At 67.4% G+C, this 24,121-nt stretch carries 20 protein-coding genes and 1 tRNA gene; 9 read left to right on the top strand and 12 right to left on the bottom strand.

The window, feature by feature from the left end; translation table 11 throughout:
* Positions 1-8: 8 nt before the first annotated feature.
* Positions 9-84, bottom strand: a tRNA-Ala gene (locus tag ASF22_RS22565).
* A 122-nt stretch (positions 85-206) separates the two neighbouring features.
* Between ASF22_RS22565 and ASF22_RS22560 the strand changes: the two genes are divergently transcribed.
* Both ASF22_RS22560 and ASF22_RS22555 read left to right on the top strand, forming a co-directional pair.
* Positions 207-509 (top strand): YggT family protein, encoded by a 303-nt coding sequence (locus ASF22_RS22560; protein WP_056174402.1) that lies wholly within the window; start codon positions 207-209, stop codon positions 507-509.
* Positions 510-642: 133 nt separating this feature from the next.
* Positions 643-1,689: a MaoC family dehydratase gene (locus tag ASF22_RS22555; RefSeq protein WP_056268533.1), complete on the top strand. Its 1,047-nt coding sequence runs from the start codon at positions 643-645 to the stop codon at positions 1,687-1,689.
* A 15-nt stretch (positions 1,690-1,704) separates the two neighbouring features.
* Here ASF22_RS22555 and ASF22_RS22550 read toward each other — a convergent pair whose 3' ends face one another.
* Together ASF22_RS22550 and ASF22_RS22545 are read right to left on the bottom strand one after the other, a co-directional pair.
* Positions 1,705-2,508, bottom strand: coding sequence for a TSUP family transporter (locus ASF22_RS22550; protein ID WP_056268531.1), 804 nt, complete (start codon positions 2,506-2,508; stop codon positions 1,705-1,707).
* 99 nt (positions 2,509-2,607) lie between these two features.
* Positions 2,608-3,177 (bottom strand): L,D-transpeptidase, encoded by a 570-nt coding sequence (locus tag ASF22_RS22545; RefSeq protein ID WP_056174407.1) that lies wholly within the window; start codon positions 3,175-3,177, stop codon positions 2,608-2,610.
* A gap of 326 nt (positions 3,178-3,503) precedes the next feature.
* On the opposite strand from ASF22_RS22545, the gene ASF22_RS22540 reads away from it, so the two are divergent.
* From ASF22_RS22540 to ASF22_RS22530, 3 genes are all read left to right on the top strand, one after another.
* Entirely contained in the window at positions 3,504-3,893 is a 390-nt protein-coding gene (locus ASF22_RS22540; protein WP_056268529.1) for a hypothetical protein, read from the top strand.
* A gap of 405 nt (positions 3,894-4,298) precedes the next feature.
* Positions 4,299-5,585: an efflux RND transporter periplasmic adaptor subunit gene (locus ASF22_RS22535; RefSeq protein ID WP_244474399.1), complete on the top strand. Its 1,287-nt coding sequence runs from the start codon at positions 4,299-4,301 to the stop codon at positions 5,583-5,585.
* Between the two features lie 3 nt (positions 5,586-5,588).
* The gene (locus tag ASF22_RS22530) at positions 5,589-8,753 is read left to right on the top strand and encodes a multidrug efflux RND transporter permease subunit (protein ID WP_056268526.1); all 3,165 of its coding nucleotides are present in this window, start codon (positions 5,589-5,591) and stop codon (positions 8,751-8,753) included.
* Positions 8,754-8,828: 75 nt separating this feature from the next.
* Here ASF22_RS22530 and ASF22_RS22525 read toward each other — a convergent pair whose 3' ends face one another.
* The 7 genes from ASF22_RS22525 to ASF22_RS22495 form a co-directional block, all read right to left on the bottom strand.
* Positions 8,829-9,632, bottom strand: coding sequence for a succinate dehydrogenase iron-sulfur subunit (locus ASF22_RS22525; RefSeq protein ID WP_056268524.1), 804 nt, complete (start codon positions 9,630-9,632; stop codon positions 8,829-8,831).
* A gap of 64 nt (positions 9,633-9,696) precedes the next feature.
* Positions 9,697-11,511, bottom strand: a complete 1,815-nt coding sequence (gene sdhA, locus ASF22_RS22520; protein WP_056268521.1) for a succinate dehydrogenase flavoprotein subunit — start codon at positions 11,509-11,511, stop codon at positions 9,697-9,699.
* Between the two features lie 31 nt (positions 11,512-11,542).
* Complete coding sequence (gene sdhD, locus ASF22_RS22515; protein WP_056268519.1) at positions 11,543-11,947, bottom strand: succinate dehydrogenase, hydrophobic membrane anchor protein; 405 nt, start codon at positions 11,945-11,947, stop codon at positions 11,543-11,545.
* Between the two features lie 11 nt (positions 11,948-11,958).
* Positions 11,959-12,360: a succinate dehydrogenase, cytochrome b556 subunit gene (gene sdhC / locus ASF22_RS22510; protein WP_056268517.1), complete on the bottom strand. Its 402-nt coding sequence runs from the start codon at positions 12,358-12,360 to the stop codon at positions 11,959-11,961.
* A 169-nt stretch (positions 12,361-12,529) separates the two neighbouring features.
* Entirely contained in the window at positions 12,530-13,849 is a 1,320-nt protein-coding gene (locus ASF22_RS22505) for an SLC13 family permease (RefSeq protein WP_056268515.1), read from the bottom strand.
* Positions 13,850-13,975: 126 nt separating this feature from the next.
* Positions 13,976-16,198, bottom strand: a complete 2,223-nt coding sequence (locus ASF22_RS22500) for a glycosyltransferase family 2 protein (protein WP_244474398.1) — start codon at positions 16,196-16,198, stop codon at positions 13,976-13,978.
* Between the two features lie 71 nt (positions 16,199-16,269).
* A complete protein-coding gene (locus ASF22_RS22495; RefSeq protein ID WP_056268512.1) occupies positions 16,270-16,770 on the bottom strand; it encodes a hypothetical protein in 501 nt (166 codons plus the stop codon).
* A 195-nt stretch (positions 16,771-16,965) separates the two neighbouring features.
* Here ASF22_RS22495 and argC point away from each other — a divergent pair, with 195 nt between their 5' ends.
* Together argC and ASF22_RS22485 are read left to right on the top strand one after the other, a co-directional pair.
* Positions 16,966-17,904: an N-acetyl-gamma-glutamyl-phosphate reductase gene (gene argC, locus ASF22_RS22490; RefSeq protein ID WP_056268509.1), complete on the top strand. Its 939-nt coding sequence runs from the start codon at positions 16,966-16,968 to the stop codon at positions 17,902-17,904.
* Positions 17,905-17,993: 89 nt separating this feature from the next.
* A complete protein-coding gene (locus tag ASF22_RS22485) occupies positions 17,994-19,037 on the top strand; it encodes a cytochrome c peroxidase (RefSeq protein ID WP_056268507.1) in 1,044 nt (347 codons plus the stop codon).
* A 102-nt stretch (positions 19,038-19,139) separates the two neighbouring features.
* Here the strand turns inward: ASF22_RS22485 and ASF22_RS24585 are convergent, their stop codons facing one another.
* Positions 19,140-19,301 carry a hypothetical protein gene (locus ASF22_RS24585; protein WP_200927171.1) on the bottom strand — a complete coding sequence of 54 codons (162 nt, stop codon included), beginning with the start codon at positions 19,299-19,301 and terminating at the stop codon, positions 19,140-19,142.
* 291 nt (positions 19,302-19,592) lie between these two features.
* Here ASF22_RS24585 and ASF22_RS22480 point away from each other — a divergent pair, with 291 nt between their 5' ends.
* A complete protein-coding gene (locus tag ASF22_RS22480) occupies positions 19,593-20,630 on the top strand; it encodes a hypothetical protein (protein ID WP_056174427.1) in 1,038 nt (345 codons plus the stop codon).
* 61 nt (positions 20,631-20,691) lie between these two features.
* Here the strand turns inward: ASF22_RS22480 and ASF22_RS22475 are convergent, their stop codons facing one another.
* On the bottom strand, positions 20,692-21,033 hold the full coding sequence (locus ASF22_RS22475) for a hypothetical protein (RefSeq protein ID WP_056268505.1): 342 nt from the start codon (positions 21,031-21,033) through the stop codon (positions 20,692-20,694).
* 282 nt (positions 21,034-21,315) lie between these two features.
* Between ASF22_RS22475 and ASF22_RS22470 the strand changes: the two genes are divergently transcribed.
* Entirely contained in the window at positions 21,316-24,108 is a 2,793-nt protein-coding gene (locus ASF22_RS22470; RefSeq protein WP_056174431.1) for an EAL domain-containing protein, read from the top strand.
* The last annotated feature ends 13 nt before the right edge of the window (positions 24,109-24,121 follow it).

The following is a 24,121-nucleotide window of genomic DNA, read 5'->3' as shown; positions in this document are numbered from 1 at the left end:
GGAAGTGGTGGTGGAGCTGAGCGGGATCGAACCGCTGACCTCCGCAGTGCGATTGCGGCGCTCTCCCATCTGAGCTACAGCCCCGTTCCGGGGTGCGGGCCTTTTAGGCGTGCGCACGCCGGCCTGTCAATTCCGGAAATCCTGCTGCTTTGCGTGCGCGTGACCCGTGCCCGGGGCGCTGGACCACGAGGACATCGATCCCGCGCATGAATGCCTTCATCTGGCTCTTCGACACCGTCGTCCAGCTCTACATCTACGTGCTCATCGCCAGCGCCGTCCTGAGCTGGCTGGTGGCGTTCAACGTCGTGAACGTCCGCAATCCCATCGTCTCCCAGATCGGCGAAGTGCTCTACCGGCTCACCGAGCCGGTGCTGCGGCCGATCCGCAACATCCTGCCGAACCTCGGCGGCGTCGACCTGTCGCCCATCGTGCTGGTGCTGCTGCTTCTGTTCGCAAGCCGCCTGCTCCACGAATTCGTGCCGGTGCAGCCCACGGTCTACGTGCGCTGAGCGCTCCATATACCGGGCCGTCTCGTGTCGGTGAGCCGCCGTGGGACAGCCCGGATCTCCGATGCCTCGTGGAGGCGCGCGCGCCAACCTGCGCGCCCTCCCGCGAACCCCGATGCGAGGACGATTCGCGCCCATGAAGACCAATCCCGGCCGCTTCTTCGAGGATTATCGCCTCGGCGAGACCATCCGCCATGCCACCCCCCGCACGGTCACCACCGGCGACGTGGCCCTGTACACGGCGCTCTATGGACCGCGTTTCGCCGTGCAGGCGTCCGACGCCTTTGCCAAAGCGCTGGGCTATCCCCAGAGCCCGCTGGACGACCTGCTCACCTTCCACGTGGTGTTCGGCAAGACCGTCCCGGACATCTCGCTCAACGCGCTCGCGAACCTCGGCTACGCCGAGGGTGGCTTCCGCCGGCCGGTCTATCCGGGCGAGACCCTCTCGACGGTCTCGGAGGTGATCGGTCTCAAGGAGAGCTCCAACCGCCAGACGGGAGTCGTCTACGTCCGCTCCACCGGATCGGACGCCAACGGCGAGACCGTGCTGAGCTATTGCCGCTGGGTGCTCGTGAAGAAGCGCGACCCCGAGGCGAAGATCGAGCAGGAGCACGTGCCGACCTTCGCCAAGGTGGTGAACCCGGCCGACCTCGCCGGCGCCCTGCCGCTCCTCGATGTCGGCGCCTACGATCTCGAACTCGCCGGCTCGCCGCACCGCTTCGGCGACTACGTGGCGGGTGAGAAGATCGACCACGTCGACGGCATGACCGTGGAGGAGGCCGAGCACCAGATCGCCACGCGCCTCTACCAGAACACCGCCAAGGTGCATTTCGACGGGTACGCGGCGAAGGACACCCGCTTCGGCCGCCGGCTCATCTATGGCGGGGTGGTCATCTCGCTGGCCCGTGCGCTCAGCTTCAACGGCCTGGGCAACGCCTTCGCGCTCGCTGGCATCAATGCCGGACGCCACGTCGCTCCGCTGTTCGCCGGAGACACGGTCTACGCCTGGAGCGAGGTGCTGGAGACGGCCGAACTGCCGGGCCGGTCCGATGTCGGCCTCCTGCGCCTGCGCACGGTGGCGACGAAGAACCAGCCGTGCGGCGCACACCCGGACAAGACCGGCGAAGGCTACGATCCGTCGGTGATCCTCGACCTCGACTACTGGGCGTTCATGCCCCGCTGACTTTTGCCCCGGTGATCAGGGGCCGACGAAGAGACCGACCACGGCGTGCCGAAGCGGGTTCGCCGGGTCGGAGAGCAGGCGGATCGCCATGGCGCATGCGATGGTGACCAGCAGCGGGCGGATCAGGCGCGCCCCGAGGCGGATGGCGAGGCGAGCGCCGATCTGCGCCCCCAGGATCGCGCCCACGGCCATGACGAGGCCGATCGTCCAGACAACGTGCCCCCCGAGCGCGAACAGGGCGAGGCTGCCGAGGTTGCTCGCCGCGTTGGCGAGCTTGGTGTGGGCTGTCGCCCGCACCACGCCGAGCCCCAGCAGGGTCACGAACCCGATCATGTAGAACGCGCCGGCACCGGGCCCGAACACCCCGTCGTAGAAGCCCACCGCCGGCGCCCAGGTCAGGGCGAACAGTGCCGGCGTCATCCGTGCCGTGGCGTCCTCGGCACTCATGCGCCGGGCCGTGGCGAAGTACACGGCGATGCCGATGAGCAGGATCGGCACGCCGGCATCGAGGACGGGGCGGGGCAGCAGGCTGACGCACAGGGCACCGGCAATGGACGCGATCCCGGCCGAGACGGCGATCTTCCAGGCTGCCGGCCAATGGATCAGGCCGCGCCGCGCGAATGCCACGGTGGACGAAACCGCACCGGCCGAGCCCTGGAGCTTGTTCGTCGCGATGGCGCTCACCGGATCGAGGCCGGCCAGCAGAAGCGTCGGGAGGGTGAGAAGCCCGCCACCGCCCGCGATGGCGTCGACGCAGCCCGCCGCGACCGCCACGGCGAACAGGCCCGCAAGCAGGCCGGGATCGACACCGAAGATCATAGGCCCTCTGGCGGTTGGTTCAGATCAAGCCGACCAGAGGCGGGCAGGGGAAGTCGGGCGGTGCGCGCGAGCTCGCGGCGCGCAACGGCCCGGAGGGGGTCAGTTGCGGACGACGACCTTGGTGCCGACCTTCACCCGGTCGTAGAGGTCGACGACGTCCTTATTGGTCATGCGAATGCAGCCCGACGAGACCGCGGCGCCCATAGTCTCGGGTTCGTTCGATCCGTGGATGCGGTAGAGCGTGGAACCAAGATACATGGCGCGAGCCCCGAGGGGGTTGTCCTGGCCGCCGGCCATGAAGCGTGGCAGGTCCGGCCGGCGCGCCAGCATCTGGGCCGGGGGGCGCCAATCCGGCCATTCCTTCTTCGCGGTGACGGCCTTCTGGCCGGACCAGGAGAAGCCCTGGCGCCCGACGCCGACGCCGTAGCGCACGGCCTGCCCGCCGGGGAGCACGTAGAACAGGCGCCGCTGGCTCGTCGAGACCACGACCGTGCCGGGCTTCTCCGCGCCCTTCCACGCCACCGTCTCGCGCGGGATCGCCTGCTCGCGGAAGATGTTCATGAAATCGGCGATGGGGCCGCTGTCGAACGGGTTGCCGGCCTGTGCACCGGGCGCCGTCGCGAGGGTGAGGGCGATCGCGAAAGCGGATGCGGCGAAGCGCGTCTGCATGATGTGGTCCTTCAGCCGAGGCGAGCCCCGTGCCTGCGCGGCGCCGGGTCCGATGGGCAGTTGGTCGAACGGGGGCCGTGAATCCTCGGATTCGCGATCCCCGAAATCGAGGGGCCGAGCCTTGGCCGCCCGGGATGGACCGGTCAACGGGTGCGAGACCGATGGGGATACCCCTGTGTGATCCCGGCAACGTCCGAGGGACTGCCTCCACCGGGATGGTAGCGAAAGCGCGGAGGACGGCAGAATGCCGCAGGAACTTGTCACGCGCTCGCTGAAACACCAGTCTTGGTGGTGTGAGAGGTCCCGCACAGCACCCGAAGTCGCCCGTGGGCGCAGACGAGACGCGCTCCCTCGGGCGCGCCCTTGGGTCGCTGCCCGGTCGGAATTGTCTCTATGCCCTGCCGTGCCTTCTCCATCTCATCGTGATGCTCCTGATCTCCTGGCCGTCCGTGACGGACCCGGGACCGAAGATGCCGGCGGCGTCCTTCGCAGCGCACTCCGCGTACGATTCCGGCGACAGCGCGGCCTCCTCCGACGTTCCGAAGATGGTACGGGTCGGCAATGACGCCGACGACCTGCGCGAGGACCTTGTGGTGGCCGGCCCCCGGCTGCTGCCGATTTCGCACGCCTCGGCGGCCGTTGCTCTCACGTGCGCCGGCAAGCCGGATACCCGCGACGATCATCCACCGGACCGGCCTCCACGGCTTGGCGCCTGAGACTATCGCACGAAGCGATCGCCGCATCGGGGGCCGGTCGAAGAAGCCAGCGTCGATCGTGAGCTTCGTCGGGCACGTCGAGATGGTCACGCCTTCACGGTTTCTTGTGTCGTGTGCTCCAGGCTAGCGGCCGAGGCGAGGTCCGTCCCGATTGTTGGGTTGTCGTCGGATCGCCAAGATCGTCCGTCAGACAGCCCTGATGACAGCCAAGCCGTCCGGCCCTCCGCCGCTGTTCCCATCGATGCCCTGCGCATCTCTCCGTCCGGGCGTGCTCTCCGTGGCCCGGCGCTTGCCGCGCGATCCCTCCGTTCCACGGGGCGGGCCGGCGTGGTCCTTTGAACACAGCGAGAGCGGTCCGCCCCTGGCGGCCGCCCATCGACCGAATTCCGCAGGAGCGAAGTGATCGTGACGTCCCCCTCCCTACGCGTGTTCTGGGCTCGGCCGGCTTCCGTTGCCGTCGGCATCGTCCTCGTCACCCTGTCGGCTTGCAATCAGAAGCAGCAGGCGGCAGCGCCGGTGCCCGTCCCGCCGCCGGAGGTGAGCATCGTCACCGTGCGCGAGCAACCGATTCCCTACGTGCGGGATCTTCCCGGTCGCGTCGCGCCCATGCGGATCGCCGAGGTGCGCTCGCGGGTCTCGGGCCTCGTCATCAAGCGGACCTTCGAGCAGGGTAGCTTGGTCAAGGAAGGCGACATTCTCTACAAGATCGACCCGGCGCCGTTCGAGGTGGAATTGCAGAGTGCCGAGGCGGTGCTCGCGCGCACGGAGGCCGCTCAGGTCCTGGCCGGCCAGCAGGCCGACCGCCTGGAGCAGCTCCTGACGCGCCAGACCGCGAGCCAGGCCCAGTACGACAGCGCCTACGCGGCCCTGAAGCAGGCCGAGGCCGAAGTCGCAGGCGCCAAGGCCGCTCGCAACCGGGCACGGCTGAACCTCGGCTACACCGATGTCCGCGCTCCGATCTCGGGCCGCATCGGCCGGGCCCTCCTCACGGAAGGAACCCTGGTGGAGCAGGGTGCCACCTCGAACCTCGCCACCATCCAACAGCTCGATCCCATCTACGTCGACATCACCCAGTCGGTGGGCGAACTGAACAAGCTGCGCCGGGATCTCGCCAGCGGCGAGCTTTCGCGCCTGTCCGGCGATACCGCCAACGTGCACCTCATCATGGACGACGGGTCGCTCTACGGCTCGGCCGGCCGGCTCCTGTTCTCGGACGTCACCGCCGATCCGAGCACCGGGCAGGTGACCTTGCGCGTTCAGTTCCCCAACCCGCACGACGAGTTGTTCCCCGGCATGTACGTGCGCGCCCGCATCAAGCAGGGCATCGATTCCGACGCCCTGGCCGTTCCGCAGCAGGCGATCCAGCGCACCAGCGACGGCAAGCCCGAGGTCTGGGTCGTGCGCGAGGACGACAAGGTCATGCTCCAGCCCATCGAGGTCGGTCCCGTGGTCGACAGCCAGTGGATCGTCCGCGAGGGTCTGAAGGTCGGCGACCGCGTGGTCGTCGAGGGCGTGCAGAAGATCTCCGCCGGTCAGCAAGTGAAGACCGTCGAACTCCATCCGGTCTCGGCGGACACGACGCCGAAGCCCCGCGACACCGATGTGGTCGAGCCGGCTCCCAAGGTGGACGCGAGAGCGGAGGTGAAGCCGGAGGCCAAGCCCACGCCCCGCTCCGCCGCGCAGGTGCGCTGACCCATGGCTCGTTTCTTCATCGACCGGCCGGTCTTCGCCTGGGTCGTCGCCCTGTTCATCATCCTGGGCGGCGTGCTCTCGATTCCGATGCTGCCGGTGGCGCAGTATCCGGTGATCGCGCCCCCCTCCATCGCCCTGTCGACGGCCTTCCCGGGCGCGTCGGTGGAAAGCCTCTACACCGGCACGACGCGGCTCATCGAGGATGAGCTCAACGGCGCCGCCAACATCATGAGCTTCGAATCCACCACGGATTCGTTCGGCTCCATCAACATCACGGCGACCTTCCAGCCGGGCACGGACCCGGCGCTCGCCTCCGTCGAGGTGCAGAACCGCCTCAAGCGCGTGGAGGCGCGCCTGCCGGCGGAGGTGCGCCAGCAGGGCATCCTCGTCGAGGAAGCCTCGGCCGCGACCCTGAACATCATCACCCTCATCTCCACCGACGGGAAGATGGACGAGATCGGGCTCGGCGACTTCCTGATCCGCAACGTCATCAACGAGATCCGGCGCGTGCCGGGGGTCGGACGCGCGACGCTCTACTCGACGGAGCGGTCGCTTCGCGTCTGGGTCGATCCCGACAAGCTGCGCGGCCTGTCGCTCAGCCCCGACGACGTGGCAGACGCCATCCGCGCCCAGAACGTCCAGATCGCCTCGGGCGCCGTCGGCGCCCAGCCGAGCCCGGTGAAGAACGCCGTGTTCGCCCCGATCATCGTCAAGGGCCAGCTCAACACCGTCGAGGATTTCGGCGCCATCGTCCTGCGGGCGAATTCCGACGGCTCGAACGTGCGCCTGCGCGACGTCTCGCGGATCGAACTCGGCGGCGACGCCTACCAGTTCTCGACCCGGCTCAACGGCGGCGAGGCGGCCGGCATCTCGGTGACCCTGGCCCCCGACGGCAACGCCCTCGAGACCGCCCAGGCGATCCGCGCCAAGATGGAGGAGCTGTCGCAGTTCTTCCCGCCCGGCCTGAAGTGGGACATTCCCTACGACATCACCCCGGCGGTGCAGGCCTCGATCAAGAAGGTCCTGATGACCCTCGTGGAGGCGGTGATCCTCGTCTTCGTGGTGATGTTCCTGTTCCTGCAGAACATCCGCTACACCCTGATCCCCACCATCGTCGTGCCCATCGCCCTCCTGGGAACGGTGACGGTGATGCTACTCGCCGGCTTCTCCATCAACGTGCTGACCATGTTCGGCATGGTGCTGGCCATCGGCATCCTCGTCGACGACGCCATCGTGGTAGTGGAGAACGTCGAGCGCATCATGAACGAGGAGGGGCTGCCGCCGAAGGAAGCCACCGCCAAGGCCATGGAGCAGATCACCGGCGCCATCATCGGCATCACCCTGGTGCTGGTGGCCGTGTTCATCCCGATGGCGTTCTTCCCCGGTTCGGTCGGCATCATCTACCGGCAGTTCTCCATCGCCATGGTGACCTCCATCGGCTTTTCGGCGCTGCTCGCCCTGTCCCTGACCCCGGCCCTGTGCGCGACCCTGCTGAAGCCCGTCGAGAAGGGCCATGCCCACGCCAAGGGCGGGTTCTTCGGCTGGTTCAATCGCATCGTCGACCGGGAGACCGCCCGCTACGGACGCGGCGTCGCCTGGTTCATCAAGGCGTCCGGCCGGATCATGGTGGTCTACCTCGCCCTGCTGGCGGGCGTGGCCGTCGCCTTCATGCGCCTGCCCGAAGGCTTCCTGCCCATCGAGGATCAGGGCTTCTTCACCGTCGACATCCAGACGCCCCCGGGCGCTTCGTTCAACCGCACGCAGACCGCGGTCCGCAAGGTCGAGGAACATCTGCTGGCCCAGCCGGGCGTCGCCACGGTGACGATGCTCAACGGCTTTTCGTTCTCGGGCCAGGGTGCGAACCTGAGTCAGGCCTTCGTCACGCTGAAGCCGTGGAGCGAGCGCGACGCGTCGAGTTCCGCCGCTGCCCTCGTGGCGGGCACGAACACGGCGCTCGCCGGCTACCGCGACGCCATCGTCGACGCCCAGGAGCCGCCCCCGGTGGACAACCTCGGCAACGCGGCGGGCTTCTCGTTCCGCTTGCAGGACCGGGCGCAGCGGGGCTACTCCGCCCTCACGGCGGCGGAAGCCCAGCTCCTGTCGCTCGCCAGGAAGAGCCCGATCCTCCAGAAGATGAAGATCGAGGGTCTGCCGCCGGCGCCCCAGGCGGAACTGATCATCGACCGGGAGAAGGCCGCCGCCCTCGGAGTGAAGTTCGAGGACATCAATACGACGATCCAGGTCAACCTCGGTTCGGTCTACACCAACGACTTCCCGAACCAGGGCAAGATGCAGCGCGTCTACGTCCAGGCGGAGCAGCTCCAGCGCATGCAGGCCACCGACCTCCTGAGCTATGCCGTGAAGAACGCGCAGGGGGCGATGGTGCCGATGTCCTCCTTCGCCGATCTGAAGTGGGGCATGGGACCGAGCCAGATCGTCGGCTTCAACGGCTACCAGTCCGTGCGCATCACCGGCGAGCCGAACCCGGGCTACACCTCGGGCGACGCCATCGCCGAGATGGAACGCCTGATGCAGCAGCTGCCCAAGGGCTTCGGCTACACCTGGACCGGGCAATCGCTCCAGGAGAAGCTCGCCGGCAGCCAGGCGAGCCTGCTCCTCGCCCTGTCGGTGATCATCGTGTTCCTGTGCCTCGCCGCCCTGTACGAGAGCTGGACGATCCCGCTCTCCGTCCTCCTCGTGATCCCGCTTGGCGTGATCGGGTCCGTGGCGGCGGTGTATCTCCGGGGTCTCCCCAACGACGTCTACTTCAAGATCGGCCTCATCACGATCATCGGACTGTCCGCGAAGAACGCGATCCTCATCGTGGAATTCGCCAAAGACCTGTGGAAGCCTGGCAAGAGCCTCGTCGATGCCACCATCGAGGCTTCGACCCTGCGGTTCCGCCCCATCGTGATGACGTCGCTCGCTTTCATCCTCGGCGTGGTGCCGCTCGCCATCGCCACCGGTGCCGCCTCGAAGAGCCAGCAGGCCATCGGCACGGGCGTGCTGGGCGGCATGATCTCGGCGACCATCCTGGCGGTGCTGTTCGTGCCGGTGTTCTTCGTCGTCGTGATGCGCCTGTTCCGGCGCAAGGACGCGACGGAGGGCATCCAGCCCGAAAGCAAGGTCGCCTCCCCCGTGGCGCACCATCCCGCGCCGGCCGAATAGGCTGGCCGGCCCACGAAAAAGGGGCGCGCGGTTCACACCGCGCGCCCCTTTTTCGTTTGGTTCGGTCGGAAGTCCTCAGACTTCGCGGGCGACCATCATCTTCTTGATCTCGGCGATCGCCTTGGCCGGGTTCAGGCTCTTCGGGCAGGCGTTGGCGCAGTTCATGATCGTGTGGCAGCGGTACAGGCGGAACGGGTCGTGCAGAGCGTCGAGGCGCTCGCCGGTGTTCTCGTCACGGCTGTCGATCAGCCAGCGGTAGGCCTGGAGCAGGGCGGCCGGGCCGAGGAAGCGGTCGCCGTTCCACCAATAGCTCGGGCATGAGGTGGTGCAGCAGGCGCACAGGATGCACTCGTAGAGGCCATCGAGCTGGGCCCGGTCCTCCGGGGTCTGCTTCCACTCGCCTTCCGGCGCCGGGGTCTCGGTCTGAAGCCAGGGTTCGATGGAGGCGTGCTGGGCAAAAAAATTCGTCAGGTCGGGGACGAGGTCCTTCAGCACCGGCATGTGCGGCAGCGGGTAGATCCGCACCGCGCCGGTCTTCTTGCCCTTCGCGTTCTCCTGGCACTCGTCGATGCCCATGGTGCAGGCGAGCGCGTTCTGGCCCTCGATGTTCATGGCGCAGGAGCCGCAGATGCCCTCGCGGCAGGAGCGGCGGAACACCAGGGTCGAGTCGACCTTGCTCTTGATCCACAGCAGGGCGTCGAGGACCATCGGTCCGCAATCGTCGCGATCGACCTGATAGACGTCGACGCGCGGGTTCTTCCCGTCATCCGGGTTCCAGCGATAGATCCGGAATTCCTGTAGGTTGTTGGCGCCGACCGGACGGGGCCAAGTCTTGCCCTCGGTCATCTGAGAGTTCTTGGGAAGATTGAACTGAGCCATGATTTGGCGTGCCTAATTCCGTCTCAAGAGAATCATCATCGAAAGCAAGTCTGCGACTGCTTCCTCAATACACACGCGCTTTCGGCTCGATGTACTGGATCTCGTTCGACATGGTGTAGGTGTGGACCGGACGGTAATCGATGGTCACCTGTTTCGACGTATCGTCCATCCACGCGAGGGTGTGCTTCATCCACTCCTTGTCGTCGCGATCGGGGAAGTCCTCGCGGGCGTGGGCGCCGCGGCTCTCCTTGCGGTTGGCCGCCGATTCCATGGTGACGACGGCCTGGCCGATGAGGTTGTCGAATTCGAGGGTCTCGAGCAGATCGGTGTTCCAGATCAGCGAGCGATCGTTGACGTGAATGTCGGCGAGGCCCGAGGCGACCTTGTGGATGAAGGTCTTGCCCTCTTCCAAGACTTCGCCCGTGCGGAACACCGCGCAGTTGTTCTGCATAGTCTTCTGCATCTCGGCGCGCAGCTCCGAGGTCGGGGTCCCGCCGTCGGCATAACGGAATCGGTCGAGGCGGCTCAGGGCCTTGTCGGCGGAGTCCTTCGGCAGGTCCATCTGGCGGCGGCCCGGCTCGACGATCTCGGCGCAACGCAGGCCGGCGGCCCGGCCGAACACCACGAGGTCGATGAGCGAGTTCGAGCCCAGGCGGTTGGCACCGTGAACGGAGACGCAGGCCGCCTCGCCGAGCGCCATCAGGCCCGGCACCACCGTGTCGGGGTTGCCGTTCTTCAGAGTCAGCACCTCGCCATGATAGTTCGTCGGGATGCCGCCCATGTTGTAGTGCACCGTCGGCAGCACCGGGATCGGCTCCTTGGTGACATCGACGCCCGCGAAGATCTTGGCGGATTCCGAGATGCCCGGAAGGCGCTGGTGAAGGATCGCCGGGTCGAGGTGGTCGAGGTGCAGGTAGATGTGATCGTTGCCCTTGCCGACGCCGCGACCGGCCCGGATCTCCATGGTCATGGAGCGCGAGACCACGTCGCGGGAGGCCAGGTCCTTCGCCGAGGGGGCGTAGCGCTCCATGAAGCGCTCACCCTCGGAATTCGTCAGGTAGCCGCCCTCGCCGCGGGCCCCCTCGGTGATGAGGCAGCCGGCGCCGTAGATACCCGTGGGGTGGAACTGCACGAACTCCATGTCCTGCAGGGGCAGGCCGGCGCGCAGCACCATGGCGTTGCCATCGCCCGTGCAGGTGTGGGCGGAGGTGGCCGAGAAGTAGGAGCGGCCGTAGCCGCCCGTGGCCAGGATCGTCTGCTGGGCACGGAAGCGGTGAATCTCGCCGGTGGCCTGGTCGATGGCGATGACGCCGAGGCAGCGACCGTCCTCATCCATGATGAGATCGAGGGCGAAGTACTCGATGAAGAAGTTGGTGTTGTTCTTCACCGCCTGCCCGTAGAGCGTATGCAGCATGGCGTGGCCGGTGCGGTCGGCGGCGGCGCAGGTGCGCTGGGCGGTACCCTTGCCGTAATCGGTGGTCATGCCGCCGAAGGGCCGCTGGTAGATCTTGCCCTCTTCCGTCCGGGAGAAGGGCACGCCCCAGTGCTCGAGTTCGTAGACGGCGGCCGGCGCGTTGCGGACGAGGTACTCGATGGCGTCCTGGTCGCCGAGCCAGTCCGAGCCCTTCACGGTGTCGTACATGTGCCAGCGCCAGTCGTCGGGGCCCATGTTGCCGAGCGAGGCCGAGATGCCGCCCTGCGCCGCGACCGTGTGCGAGCGGGTCGGGAACACCTTCGAGATACAGGCGGTGCGCAGGCCCGCCTGGCTGCAGCCGACCGTGGCGCGCAGGCCCGCGCCGCCGGCTCCGACGATGACCACGTCGAAGGTGTGGTCGTTTATGGTGTAGGCGGGCGCGCCGTTCGATCCGTTGCTGGCCATGGACGATGTCCCTATCGGTTTGCGGATGCGGTCAGACGAGGCGGGCGAGGCTCACGCGCAGGATCGCGTAGAGACACGCCACCGCGACGGCGACGGCGTAGGTCGTGTTGGCGAACAGGGCCGCGAACTTCAGGCCCTTGTCGTGGACGTAATCCTCGATGACGACCTGCATCCCGATGCGCATGTGCAGCGTCACCGAGATCACGCCGCCGATGAGAATGAGGGCCGCGGCCGGATGCGACACGAGGGCGACGGCCTCGGGGTAGGGCCGCCCGGCCATCAGGGCGATGATGACGATGAAGCCGATCATCAGCGGCACGTTGGCGGCGGCGGTGACGCGCTGCTGCCACCAATGCCCGGCCCCGTGCCCGGAGGCGCCGAGTCCCTTCACGCGGGAGCGGGCGGTTCGGAGCGAAGTCTTTGCGGTCTCGGCCATGGGTTCGGTCCTCAGCGCACGAGAAGGGCGACGGCCCAGATCGCCACGGTGGCGATCACGGAAGCGATGAGGGTTCCGCGCGCCAGCCACATCCGCCGCTCGCGGTCGAACCCGTGGCCGACATCCCACACGAAGTGGCGCAGGCCCCCGAGCATGTGGTGCATCAGGATCCAGGTGTAGACGAACAGGACGAGCTTCCCGATGAGGGAGCCGAAGAACCACGCCACCCAGCCGTAAGCCGCCGGGCCGGACGCCAGGGCTACGAGCCAGATCGCCACGAGGGCGGTGCCGCCGTACAGCGCCGTGCCGGTGATGCGGTGGAACACCGACATCGCCATGGTCCAGGTCCACCGGTAGATCTGGAGATGGGGCGAGAGGGGTGCTGTGACCGTGGGTCGGACGGTGGGAGCCATCGTGTTCCGAATTCCTCGATGGTGGGTTGAGGCGCCGCCTTGGCGCTGCAGTGCAAAAAGATTTTGGATTGTCTCTAATCTGCCCGCGGCCCGGCGCCAATCCGCAACCCGCGACGGCGGAACGGGAGTGGCGACATTGTCCTCGGATCGTAAGTCGGGCGCGAAGCCCTCATGGCAACCTCCCGAGGGCCCGCCACCAGAGGTAATCCAGCGGTGCGACGATGAGCAGCGATACAACCCCGAGCGTAAGGGTCAGCTTCGTCGCGGCGCGCAGGGGCACCCGGCCGAGCTCCATCGCCACCACGATGGGCGGTGCCTGGTACGGCAGGAACAGGGTCGCGTAGCCGATCACCTGGATCATCACCACGCTGTAGAGATCGAGGCCGCTGACGCGCGACATCTCGCCGGCCAGAGCGGTGTAGAGGGCCGGTGCGCCGTTGGCCGTGACCACCAGGGCCAGAGCCGCGCTGATGCCGGTCAGGATGCCGAAATTGTAAGCGGGCGCGTCGGGCGCCAGGGGCGCCACGGCCAGGAGCGCGTGGCCGAGGCTGTCTCCGAGGCCGGTGGCGTTCACCGTGGCGACGAGACCGAGCAGCGCCGCGACGTAGAAGCAGGTGCGCAGGTTCACGGAAGCGAAGGCTTCGGCCGGCATCACGCCGATCCGCGGCATCAAGCAGATCACCGCCGCCGTGAGGCCGATCCAGGCCGGCGCGATGTGGTGCAGGCTGTCCGTGACCCAGAAGCCGAGGGTGGCGAGGAGAATGACGGCGAGGCGTCGCGCCTCCGGCGTCATCGGTGCGACGGCGAGGGCACCGGCATCCACGGCGGTGAGCCGATCCGGAAACAGCCGAACGATGCAGGCGACCAGGATCGCGCCCTTTACCAGGGCCAGCACCGGGGCGTGCAGGAGGAGGTAGGGCAGGTAGGCGAGGTGCAGGCCGTATTGGGCCTCGGCCGTCCCGGCCATGACGAGGTTCGGCACGTTGGCCGGCAGGATCGCGGCGGACAGGATCGGCGTCGCGACGCCGACGGCCAGAACCGCGCCGTGGCGTCCGGGCCGCCCGGGACCGAGGCCGTAGGCATCGCACAGCGCGAGCACCACCGGGACCAGCAGGGCGACGCGTCCGAGATTGGACGGCATGACGAACGCGATCCCGAAGGCGAGCGCCACGAGGCCTGCGATGAAGCCGGTGTAGGATCCCGACAGATGTCCCGAGAGGCTTCGCGCCAGACGATCCCCGAGGCCGGTACGGGTCATGGCGAGGCCCACCACCATGCCGCCAAGCACGAGCCAGAACGCGGAGGAGGCGAAGCCCGAGAACACCACGTTCGGGGGCGCCAGGCGGAACAGCATCGCCATGGCGAAGAACAGCAGGGCGGTGACGATCTCGGCCACGCGACCGGTGGCCCATAGGCCCATGCAGATCACGAGCAGGGCGCCGGTCAGCCAGACCGTCGCATCGCCCCCCAGGGTCTGAAGTATCTGCATGCCGAACTTCCGGTGGCGGGACGCACGCCACGCGTCGCCAGCCGGCGAACAGAACCGCGAATTAGACTGGTTCGCAATTCGGGAGTCCGGGACCGAGCCTTCGCGTCAGCCGAAGGCCAAACGCAGTCAGAACCGTGCCGGGTCGAGTTCGAAGGTCGGCGGCAGCGCCTCGAACCACGGGCTGTAGAACGGATCCTGCGGGATCTTTCTCGCCCAGCGGGTGCGAAACCGTTCGTGCTCGGCCGGATCGACGGTGCGGGCGCGATTGCGGCTCTCGTAATGGTAGAGTTCGGCCTGAGCGCAGTACACGATCCGCCGGCCCTGCTCCCACAGGCGAAGGCACAGATCGATGTCGTTGTAATTGACGGCGTAGGCCTCATCGAAGCCGCCGAGCCCCGCGAACGCATCCTGCCGCACCATCAGGCACGCGCCCGTCACCGCGAGGTAGTTGCGGTTGCCCACCGTCGAGAAGAAGTGCCCGGGATCGTCGCCGGGGTAACCGCGACGGACATGGTCGGGCGTGGCGTCGACGATGGAAACGCCGGCGTGCTGGATCTCGCCGGTCTCGAACAGCAGCTTCGGTCCCACCGCGCCGACGCCGTCGATCTGGAGCAGCGCCAGCATCGCTTCGATCCAGTCGGGGGTGATCACCGCGACGTCGTCGTTGAGAAACACGAGGATTTCCCCCGTGGCGACGCTGGCCCCGAGGTTCATCTTCGCCGCGACGTTGAAGCCGGGCTCCGCGTAGGTGATCCGCCGCGCGTCGTACCGCTGCAGGGCCGCCAGGGTCGCGGGGCGAAGGTCGCCGTTGTCCACGACCACGATTTCGATGTCGCCGTAGGTGCTCGTTCGGCGGATGCTGGCGAGACATTCGGCCAGGAGATCGACGCTGCGGCCGCCGACGGTACTGTCGCGCCCGGCGCTCGGGATCACGAGGGAGACGCGCGGCGCGCCGACGATCTTGCGGCGCAGGAAGAAGCAGCCGGCATAGGGGGAGGGGCGGACGTGATCGAGTGTGCCGGTGCGGCGCGCCCGGTCTTCGAGACCGCGCACGGCCGCCGCGATGACGTAGTCCTTGTTGTCCATGGTCTGGGCGGTGGAGCCCGGAATGGCGCGCCAATGGTAGAGCACCTTCGGCACATGACGGACGTTTCGGACGTGTTCGGTGTAGCGCAGTGCGAAGTCGTAATCCTGGGCTCCGTTGCACTCGTCGCGGAACCCGCCGATGCGCCCGACGATGTCCATGCGGTAGAGGGCGAGGTGTGCCGTGTACATGCACGCCTCCAGGGCCTCGGGCGACCAGTCGGGCTTGAAGAAGAAATCGTAGCGGACGCCCTCGACGGAGATCTTGTCCTCGTCGGAGTAGAGGAAGTCCACGCTCGGGTCCTCGTTGAGGACGCGGACGAACTCGTAGAGCGCGTTGTCGGGGATCGCGTCGTCGTGGTCCATGAGCGTCATGTACGCGCCCGTCGCCAGGGCCATGGCGTCGTTGGAGGCCGCCGCGATGCGCCCGTTGTGCCGGCGCCGGTGGAGCTTGATCCTGGGATCGGCGTCGGCGAAGGCCTGCAGCATCGGCCAGACGTGCGCGCTCGGCGAATTGTCGTCGCAGAGGCAGAGTTCCCAGTTCTCGTAGGCCTGCGCCCGCACGGAGGCGATGGCGGCCTCGAGCCAGACCTTCGGTGTGTCGTAGACCGGCATGACGATGGAGATGCGTGGTGCGAACCCGAACCCAGTGATGGCCGCCCGCATGGCGGGCACGGACAGGCGACTCGGCGTCTCGACCGCCTCGATCCAGGCGGCGTAGGAGGCCGGCACCGGGCGCGGCTTCGCGCTGTCAAGGAAATCGCGCCACAGGGCACGGGCCGGGCGGCGCCGGATCAGTTCCGCGACGCGGGCGACGAGGCGGGGGAGGGGACGCTCGGCGGCCGGCAGACGGGCCACGAGACGCCGGATGATCTCCGCGTAGGCGGCCGGCACGCCGAGGTGGTCGAAGGTCACATGGCCGAGGGTGAATCCGCCGGCCCCGCTCAGGGGGTCGAGACGCAGGCCGCGCACTCGGCGCGGCAGCCGCACGAGGTTGTCGATCCCGGCCTCGCCCCGCTCGAGAGGAATGGTCAGGCTTTCCCGAAATCCCTTGCCGTCGTCGACATAGAGGAGCGGCACGAGCTTGGTACGGCCCAGCGGAGCGAGGTCGGCCCGGATGCGGACCCAACCGCCGCGATGGCGACGCCGGCCGGCGGGGGGCAGGATGCGAAAGTAGGGGTCCGAGCCGACAGCACGCCACGCCCCGGCCGCGTCGGACACGATCTGATGGACGGGGTCGAGGCGGCAGCGCACCGGTCGCGACACGTGAGGAGCCTTTCCGCGGGCGATGAAATCGCCCGTGGTCTAGGCGCCGCATCCCGGTACGGCAATCGGGCTCAGGCGTGGAGCGCCCGCGCGAGTTCGTCCTTCGACATCTTGGAGCGACCGGGGATGTTCTTCTCCCGAGCCTTCGCGAGGAGATCGGCCTTGGTGTGCCCGCCCGCGTCACGCGCCGTCGCGGCCTTCTTCGCCACGTCGGCGGGCTGCTTCGAGTGCTGCCGGCCTTTCGCCGAGTCCGCGCGCTTCTTCTCCGTCGACCGGGCGTACTCGCCGTCCGACAGCTTTTCCCGGGCCGCCTTCGGCAAGTAGCGCTCGCCGGTCTCGCCGCTCTTCCTGCCGGATTTCGTGTCCCACTCCTCCTCGGTCCACTCCTTGAGATGGTTGTCCGACGATTTCTTGCCGGCATAGCCGCCGCCGGCGTCCTTGTAGGCTTTCGTTGCGGCCTGAGCCTTGCGGGCCGACCATTGGCCCGGCTTGCCGCCCTTGTCGGATTCGGTGACCTCTTTCTTCACCTTCTCCCACAGGGCGGGATCGGTCTTCTTGGCGGTGGCGGACATGGTCGCATTCCGAATGACTGGATTCCGAAAACCAACCGGATGGGCAGCCTTGCGTTCCGTGCAGGGCAGGGCATCCACAACTGTCATGAAACCGTCCTTTGGCCCGGCGATAGCATCGCCTCGACAAGGCGGCCGCCAAGTCGCATCACGCGTGGCGACGGACCGGACGGACCGACGGTGAGGAACGAGACGGCAATGAGCGAGCGCGGCGCGGAGCACAAACCCACGGTCTTCATCGACGGCGAGGCTGGCACCACCGGTCTCGGCATCCGCGAACGCCTGGAGCGCGAGGGCCGCGTCGCCCTGAAGAGCATTCCGCACGAGAGCCGGAAGGACATCGCCGTCAAGCGCGCGCTGATGGAAGCCGTCGACCTCGTCGTGCTGTGCCTGCCCGACGACGCCGCGCGCGAGACCGTGGCGCTGGCCGATGCCATGCCGAGCGGCGGACCGCGCATCCTCGATGCCAGTACCGCCCACCGGGTCGATCCGGCCTGGGCCTACGGGTTTGCCGAACTCATCCCCGACCAGCCTGCGCTGATCCGGCGATCCCGCCGGGTGGCGAATCCCGGCTGTTATCCCACGGGCGCCATCGCGCTGATCCGGCCCCTGGTGGAAGCCGGACTGATTCCCTCCGACACGCCCCTGAGCATCAATGCGGTCAGCGGCTACAGCGGCGGCGGCAAGGGCATGATCGAGACCTACGAGGCGGGGGAGGGCGCGCCGTTCCAGCTCTACGGACTCGGCTTCGCGCACAAGCACCTGCCGGAGACGCAACGCTACGGTGGACTGACCCGGCGGCCGATCTTCATTCCGTCCGTCGGCAATTTCCGCCAGGGCATGCTGGTGAGCATCCCGCTCCACCTCGACACGATCCCCGGCAAGCCGCGGGCGGCTGCCCTCGAGGCGGCGCTTCAAACCTACTACGCCGGATCCGACTTGGTCACGGTGATCCCGGGGCCTCATGCCGAACGCCTGGAGCCGGAAGACCTCAACGACACCGATCGTCTCGAATTGCGAGTGTTCGGCGCCGAAGCCCATGGACACGCGGTCCTCGTCGCGCGCCTCGACAATCTCGGCAAGGGTGCGTCCGGTGCCGCGGTCCAGAACATCGGGCTGATGCTGGGGCTCGACTGAGATCGGCCCCCGATACAACGGCTGGCGGCCAACCGGAGACGTTTTGTTTACTTCCGCGCGGTAGCCTATCGCGGGCTCAGGAGATTCCAATGCGTTGGAAGGTCGGCGGTGCCTGCGCGGTCGCGGCGCTGGCCGCCTATATGGTGAATCAGGCGACGGGCACAATTCCCGTGCCGGCCCAGGCCGTTGCGGCCCCTGCGGATGCGCGCGCTGCGTTCCAGACCCGGGAGGCAGTGGTTTTCCCCGCCTTCAATCCGTACAGCCCCGAGAAGGCTGCCCTCGGCCAGCGCCTGTTCTTCGATCCGATGCTGTCCGGCGCCGGATCGATGTCCTGCGCCTCGTGTCACGATCCGCAGAAGGCGTGGGGCGAGAACCGGCCGCGCGGGATCGGCGAGGTCGGCATGCCGATGAAGCTGCGGACGCCGACCCTGCTGCACGTGGCGACGGCGCCAATTCTCGGTTGGGACGGAAAATTCCGCTCCCTGGAGAACGTCACGTTCACGCCGATCAGTTCGCCCGTGGTGATGAATTTGCCTGAAAGCGTCCTGATCCAGCGCCTGCGCGGCGACGCCGGTTACGTACAGGACTTCGCAGCGGCCTTCCCCAATGGGGCGATCACCCGCGCCACCATCGAGCAGGCCCTGGCCACCTACCAGCGCACGATCCAGCCCGGCCTCTCGGCCTTCGATCGCTGGATCGCCGGGGATGCGCGCGCGATCTCGCTCCGGGCCCAGGACGGGTTCCGGCTCTTCACCGGTAAGGCGCGCTGCGCCGAGTGCCATAGCGGGCCGGCCTTCACCGATGCATCGTTCCACGATATCGGCGTCGGTCAGGGTGAGGACATCGGACGCGGCGCCTTCTTTCCGTCGTCGCGCATGCTGCGCTACGCCTTCAAGACGCCGACCCTCCGGGATGTCGCCATCCGCGCGCCCTATATGCACGACGGCTCGGTGGCGACCCTCGAAGCTGTGATCGACCTCTACGACCGCGGCGGCATCGATCGGCCGAGCCGGGCGGCCGATGTCCGGCCCCTCAACCTGACGGCGTCCGAAAAGGCCGATCTGCTCGCCTTCCTCAAGACGCTGACGAGCACCGACCCGGCCCCGAAGTTCGAGCCTGCCCCCCGCAACTGATCCGCCCGCCGTGGATCGATCCCACGAGCCTCGCATCGGCCCATCGGGTACGACCATGCCTGTGTGAGCGCGCGCCGGCGGGAGAGCATGGGTGAGCGTACGTCAGCGCGCGAGCGGCAGACCCGATCCGATCAGAACGAGGCCCGCGAGCAACAAGCGACCGCTCCACAGTTCGTAATGGTCCGTCCGGTCGGGCGTCCGGGTGGACGCGTAGGACAGGGCTCCCCCGGCGAACAGGCTCGCGGCACTCAGGATGGCGATCATCGGCAGGGGTCTCCGGCTGTCACGACCCCGACACGCTGAACCAGGGCCGGTTACCGAACCTTAACGGCCAAGCTCCGTTCCCAAAAGCATCGTCACGAATGGTTTCCGAGTCACCCCGGAACGTTTGCCAATTTTCCACCGAATACCGGCGGCGGCGTTAACCAATGGGTCATGTTTGTTAACAAGATCCTTCCACCCTCCATCGAAACTACGTAAGTTCGCTCTTGCCGGGGCCGACCTCCCCCGTGCCCTTCCTTCAACTTCCCATATTGTTCGCAAGGGTGTTCCTCCATGCGTATTGCGAGTGCACGGTTGCCGCGCCCGGCAGCCTGGACGGCTGCATTTTGTTTGAGTCTGACGGGCGTCGGCGCGGCCGAGGCGCACGTGAAGTGGTTCTGTGCCTACGACGTCGTCGGAGCACCGCGCGGTCTCGAGACGGTTCTGTGCGAGAATTTCGAGAAGCTCGCGGCTCTCTCCATCCTCGCCCTCGTGGTGGGGGGCCTGTTCGAGGGCACCGTTCTCGGCGCGGCCCTGACCCGTTCCCTCGACCGGGTCACGGCCTGGGCGCGAGCGAACACCGAATTGATGTTCCGGGCTGTGGGCGGTGGGTTCTTCGTCGCCCTCTGGGCCCTGGGCGGCATCATTCTGACGCCTGAACTCACGACCACGAATCCGATGCTGTCGTGGCTGCAACTAGCCATCGCGGTGGGTTTCCTGTGGCGCGCCACCCTGCCGTTCTCGGCCGCCGGCATCGTCGCCCTGTTCGTCATCGCGGCGAGCCAGTACGGCGCGTTCCACCTCGCCGATTATCCGGTCTTCCTCGGGTTCGCGGCCTATCTCGCCCTCACGGCCTTCCAGCGCGATCTGTTCGGCCTGCGCCCCCTCGACGTCCTGCGCTACGCCGCCGCCATCACCCTGATGTGGGCGTCCGTCGAGAAGTGGGCCTATCCCCACTGGACCTTCCCGCTCTTCATCGAGCACCCGGCCATGACCATGGGTTTCGACGGCGAGTTCTTCATGAAGGCCGCCGGCGCGGTGGAATTCGTCCTCGCCTTCGCGCTGATCTGCACACCCCTCGTGCGCCGGATTTCCGCGATCCTGCTGGCCGCAGCCTTCGTCTCGGCAATCTTCGAGTTCGGCAAGATCGACGCCATCGGGCACGCCCCGATCATCGTCGCCATGGTCGCCATCGCCGCCGACAACGTGACCGCCCCCCAACGCCTGCGCAACCTGGTGATCATGCCGGTGGGCTACGCCGCTGCCCTCGCGGGTTTCATCGGACTCTATTACGGCGCCCACGCCGTCCTCTACGGATCGACCATCCTCTGAAGCACTGACTCTGCCCGAACGACATCGTGCCGGCGCCTTTCCTCAGGCGTCGGCTTCGGCGTCAATCGACCTGCACCGTGAGTTTCATCTTCGGATGGATGCCGCATAGAACCGCAAAGGTTCCGGCGACGGGAAACACGATCCTGGCCTTCTCGCCGGGCTCCTGGTCGCCGGAGTCGAAGGTGAACTCGGGCGAATCGACATAAGCGTGATGGAGTAGGTCGGCGTCGTCGTTGAGGACTTGTACGGTCTCGCCGCGCTTGATCACGAGGGCGGCCGGCTGGAAGGCGCGCCCCTTCTGCGACACCTCATGGACGCGCGCACCGATGGCCGTGACCGCGATCGCAGTCGTCCCCACGCCGACCATGGCCGTTATTGCAGCCAAGCGAAGCAGTGCGTGCATAAGGTCTCCGATCAAGCAGGCGGCAAACCGCTAGAAAAAACGGGCATTGGGAAGTGGAAAATGAAGCAGCACACTCCCACGGGGGCGGTAAAAACGCGGTTAAGAATTTAAGCGAAACGGATCTTCGCAAGGTGACCTTAACCTGTGGCTGCCAGACCTTCAGTCTCCATGCCGAGACTCGTAACTTCGGCGACCGGAAACCTGTCGATGAGTCCCCCTCCGAACGCTTCTGCTCACCGGCGCGTCCGGTCGCCCCGAGCCGCATTCGAACGCGTCGGGCAGATGCTCGGGACCATCCGTGGCCGCATCACCGTCGCGTTCATCATCACCAGTACGATCACGGCGGTCCTCGGCCTGTCCGCCGCGTCCAGTATCCGGCGCGCGGACGAACTGGTCACCCGGACCTTCGACAACTCGCTCATGTCGATCAACTATGCACGCGCCGCCGCCGCGGACTTCGCCGGGATGCGTGCTGCGGATGCGCGCCGCTGGACGACAACCGATGTCGCCATGCGCAACGCCCTTAATCAGCGCGTCGCCGCCCTTCGACAATCCTACACGGAAAGCCTCGAGATCGCCGTGGACCGGGCCCAGTCGGTCCGCGCGAGCCGGGCCGCCGTCGCGGTGGCGGGCGCCGTCGAGGAATGGCTCGACGCGCGCCTGAAACTCTCGGACGGTCCGGGACAGACGATGGCTTGGGCGACCCTCGATCGGCACGCCGTGGCGGCGGAAGAGAACTTCGATCTCCTCATCAACTACACCGCCGGCGATGGCTTCACCTATCGGCAGGAGGCCCGGGCCGTCGTCGCGCGCGAGACGATGCTCAACCTCATCGGGACCTTCATCGCCATCCTGTTGTCCGGGACGGTCTCCTATGCCTTGGGCCGTCGCATCATCCGTCCCCTCGCCGACGCGTCTCAGGTCGCATCCCGCATCGCGGCGGGCGATCTCAGCGGTGCCATTCCCGCCGGCAGCGCCGACGAGGTCGGTCGTCTCCTCGCCTCCATGGGCGTGATGCGCGACAACATCCGAAGCGCCATGGAGCAGGAGGTCGCCCAGCGCCTGACTGCCGAAGCCCATCTCGCCGATGCGCTCGAAACCTCGAAGGAGGGGATCGTGGTGGTCGATGCGGACGGGCGCGTCACCCTCACCAACGGTCAAGCGGAATCGTATCTCGGCGTCGCGCCCGGTTCGCTCCCGCCCGGCACAACCGTGGCGCAGCTCGCCGCGGCATCCCCGGACCCGGCCAACCTCGCCCGCGCCTTGCTGCATCCCTCAGACGAGCACGGCGAGCACCGCCTCGGCGACGGCCGCTGGCTGCGGATCGGCCGAAGCCGGACCCTGGACGGCGGATTCATGGCCGTACTCAGCGACATCACCCTGCTCAAGGATCAGGAATCCCGCCTCGTCTCGACGAACCTACGCCTGGATACGGCTCTCGACAACATGTCGCATGGCCTGTGCATGTTCGACGCCGACGGGCGGCTGACGGTGGTCAACCGCCGCTATTGCGAGATCTTCGATCTGCCTCAGGATGCCGCGATCCTCGGCCTCCGGCACGAGGCCCTCGTCGCCCTGGGCGGCGTCGCCGCCCTCGGTCAGGAAAGCGCACTGAGCAGCGAGGTCGGGACGATCCGGGGGAGGGATCTGAAGCATCTCAAGAACGGCCGGATCATCGCGATCTCGCACAAGGCCGTCGCCGGCGGCGGGATCGTTGCGACCTACGAGGATGTGACCGAGCGTCGTCAGGCGGAAGCGCGCATCGCCTTCATGGCCCGTCACGATGTGCTAACAGGCCTGCCGAACCGTTCGGTCTTCGTCGAACGCATCGACGAAGCCCTGGCCCATCTCGGACGCGGCAGCCGATTCTCCGTGCTCTGCCTCGACCTCGACCGGTTCAAGGAGGTCAACGATACTCTCGGGCATCCGGTGGGCGACGCGCTTCTGCGTGCCGTCGCCGAGCGCTTGAGCGCCTGCGTGCGCGAGGTCGACACGGTGGCGCGCCTCGGCGGCGACGAGTTCGCCATCATCCTCTGCGACATCCGTCGCCCGGACGATGCGACGATCCTTGCCCGCCGCATCGTCGAGGTGCTCAGCGCACCCTACACCCTCGACGGGCATCAGGTCAGCGTCGGCGTCAGCATCGGCATCTGCTTCGCACCGGGCGACGGCACCACCTGCGACAAGCTCCTGAAGAACGCCGATGTCGCCCTGTACCGCGCCAAGGCCGATGGCCGGGGGACGTGGCGGTTCTTCGAGATCGACATGGACATCCGCCTCCAGGCGCGGCGGGCCCTCGAACTCGACCTACGCGAAGCCCTGGCCAACGGCGAGTTCCAGCTGCACTACCAGCCGATCTACGATTTCCGGGCCGGGCGCATCGGCGGGTTCGAAGCCCTGGTGCGCTGGATTCATCCGACGCGCGGCCTCGTCTCCCCGGGCGAATTCATCACGATCGCCGAGGAGATCGGTCTCATCGTGCCGCTCGGCGCCTGGTGCCTGAAGACCGCCTGCGAGGAGGCCATGCGCTGGCCCGACGGCATCAAGGTCGCGGTCAACGTCTCGGCGGTGCAGTTCCGCGACGAGATCGTCGTCGCCTCCGTGCGCGAGGCTCTGACCGCAAGCCGGCTTCCCCCGGCGCGCCTCGAACTCGAGATCACCGAATCGGTCCTGCTCAAGGACAACGTCGCGACGCTGGCGACCTTGCACGCCCTGCGCCGCCTCGGCGTGCGCATCGCCATGGACGATTTCGGGACCGGCTACTCGTCCCTGAGCTACCTGCGCAGTTTCCCCTTCGACAAGATCAAGATCGACCAGTCCTTCGTGCGCGACATCACGCCCGATTCCGATTCCGGCCTTATTGTGCGGGCAGTGATCGGGCTCGGCGCGAGTCTCGGCATGCGCACGACCGGCGAAGGCATCGAAACGCAGACGCAGTTCGATCGCCTCAAGGCTGAAGGGTGCGACGAGGGACAGGGTTACCTCATCGCCAAGCCCGGCCCGGCCGCCACCGTGCCCGAGGTGATTGCGCGATGGTCGGATACACGCTCGCGCTCCGCTCGGGCCGTGGCCTGAGGCGAGACGGGAC

The sequence above is a fragment of the Methylobacterium sp. Leaf87 genome, assembly GCF_001422775.1.
Lineage (GTDB): Bacteria > Pseudomonadota > Alphaproteobacteria > Rhizobiales > Beijerinckiaceae > Methylobacterium.
The sequence above is the reverse complement of the archived record's forward strand: the minus strand, read 5'-3'. Positions and strand labels throughout refer to the sequence as shown.

Coding starts and splice junctions, on each gene's coding strand:
- ASF22_RS22560 (WP_056174402.1), top strand. CDS start 207: ATGAATGCCTTCATCTGGCTCTTCGACACCGTCGTCCAGCTCTACATC.
- ASF22_RS22555 (WP_056268533.1), top strand. CDS start 643: ATGAAGACCAATCCCGGCCGCTTCTTCGAGGATTATCGCCTCGGCGAG.
- ASF22_RS22550 (WP_056268531.1), bottom strand. CDS start 2,508: ATGATCTTCGGTGTCGATCCCGGCCTGCTTGCGGGCCTGTTCGCCGTG.
- ASF22_RS22545 (WP_056174407.1), bottom strand. CDS start 3,177: ATGCAGACGCGCTTCGCCGCATCCGCTTTCGCGATCGCCCTCACCCTC.
- ASF22_RS22530 (WP_056268526.1), top strand. CDS start 5,589: ATGGCTCGTTTCTTCATCGACCGGCCGGTCTTCGCCTGGGTCGTCGCC.
- ASF22_RS22525 (WP_056268524.1), bottom strand. CDS start 9,632: ATGGCTCAGTTCAATCTTCCCAAGAACTCTCAGATGACCGAGGGCAAG.
- sdhA (WP_056268521.1), bottom strand. CDS start 11,511: ATGGCCAGCAACGGATCGAACGGCGCGCCCGCCTACACCATAAACGAC.
- sdhD (WP_056268519.1), bottom strand. CDS start 11,947: ATGGCCGAGACCGCAAAGACTTCGCTCCGAACCGCCCGCTCCCGCGTG.
- sdhC (WP_056268517.1), bottom strand. CDS start 12,360: ATGGCTCCCACCGTCCGACCCACGGTCACAGCACCCCTCTCGCCCCAT.
- ASF22_RS22505 (WP_056268515.1), bottom strand. CDS start 13,849: ATGCAGATACTTCAGACCCTGGGGGGCGATGCGACGGTCTGGCTGACC.
- ASF22_RS22495 (WP_056268512.1), bottom strand. CDS start 16,770: ATGTCCGCCACCGCCAAGAAGACCGATCCCGCCCTGTGGGAGAAGGTG.
- argC (WP_056268509.1), top strand. CDS start 16,966: ATGAGCGAGCGCGGCGCGGAGCACAAACCCACGGTCTTCATCGACGGC.
- ASF22_RS22485 (WP_056268507.1), top strand. CDS start 17,994: ATGCGTTGGAAGGTCGGCGGTGCCTGCGCGGTCGCGGCGCTGGCCGCC.
- ASF22_RS24585 (WP_200927171.1), bottom strand. CDS start 19,301: ATGATCGCCATCCTGAGTGCCGCGAGCCTGTTCGCCGGGGGAGCCCTG.
- ASF22_RS22480 (WP_056174427.1), top strand. CDS start 19,593: ATGCGTATTGCGAGTGCACGGTTGCCGCGCCCGGCAGCCTGGACGGCT.
- ASF22_RS22475 (WP_056268505.1), bottom strand. CDS start 21,033: ATGCACGCACTGCTTCGCTTGGCTGCAATAACGGCCATGGTCGGCGTG.
- ASF22_RS22470 (WP_056174431.1), top strand. CDS start 21,316: ATGCTCGGGACCATCCGTGGCCGCATCACCGTCGCGTTCATCATCACC.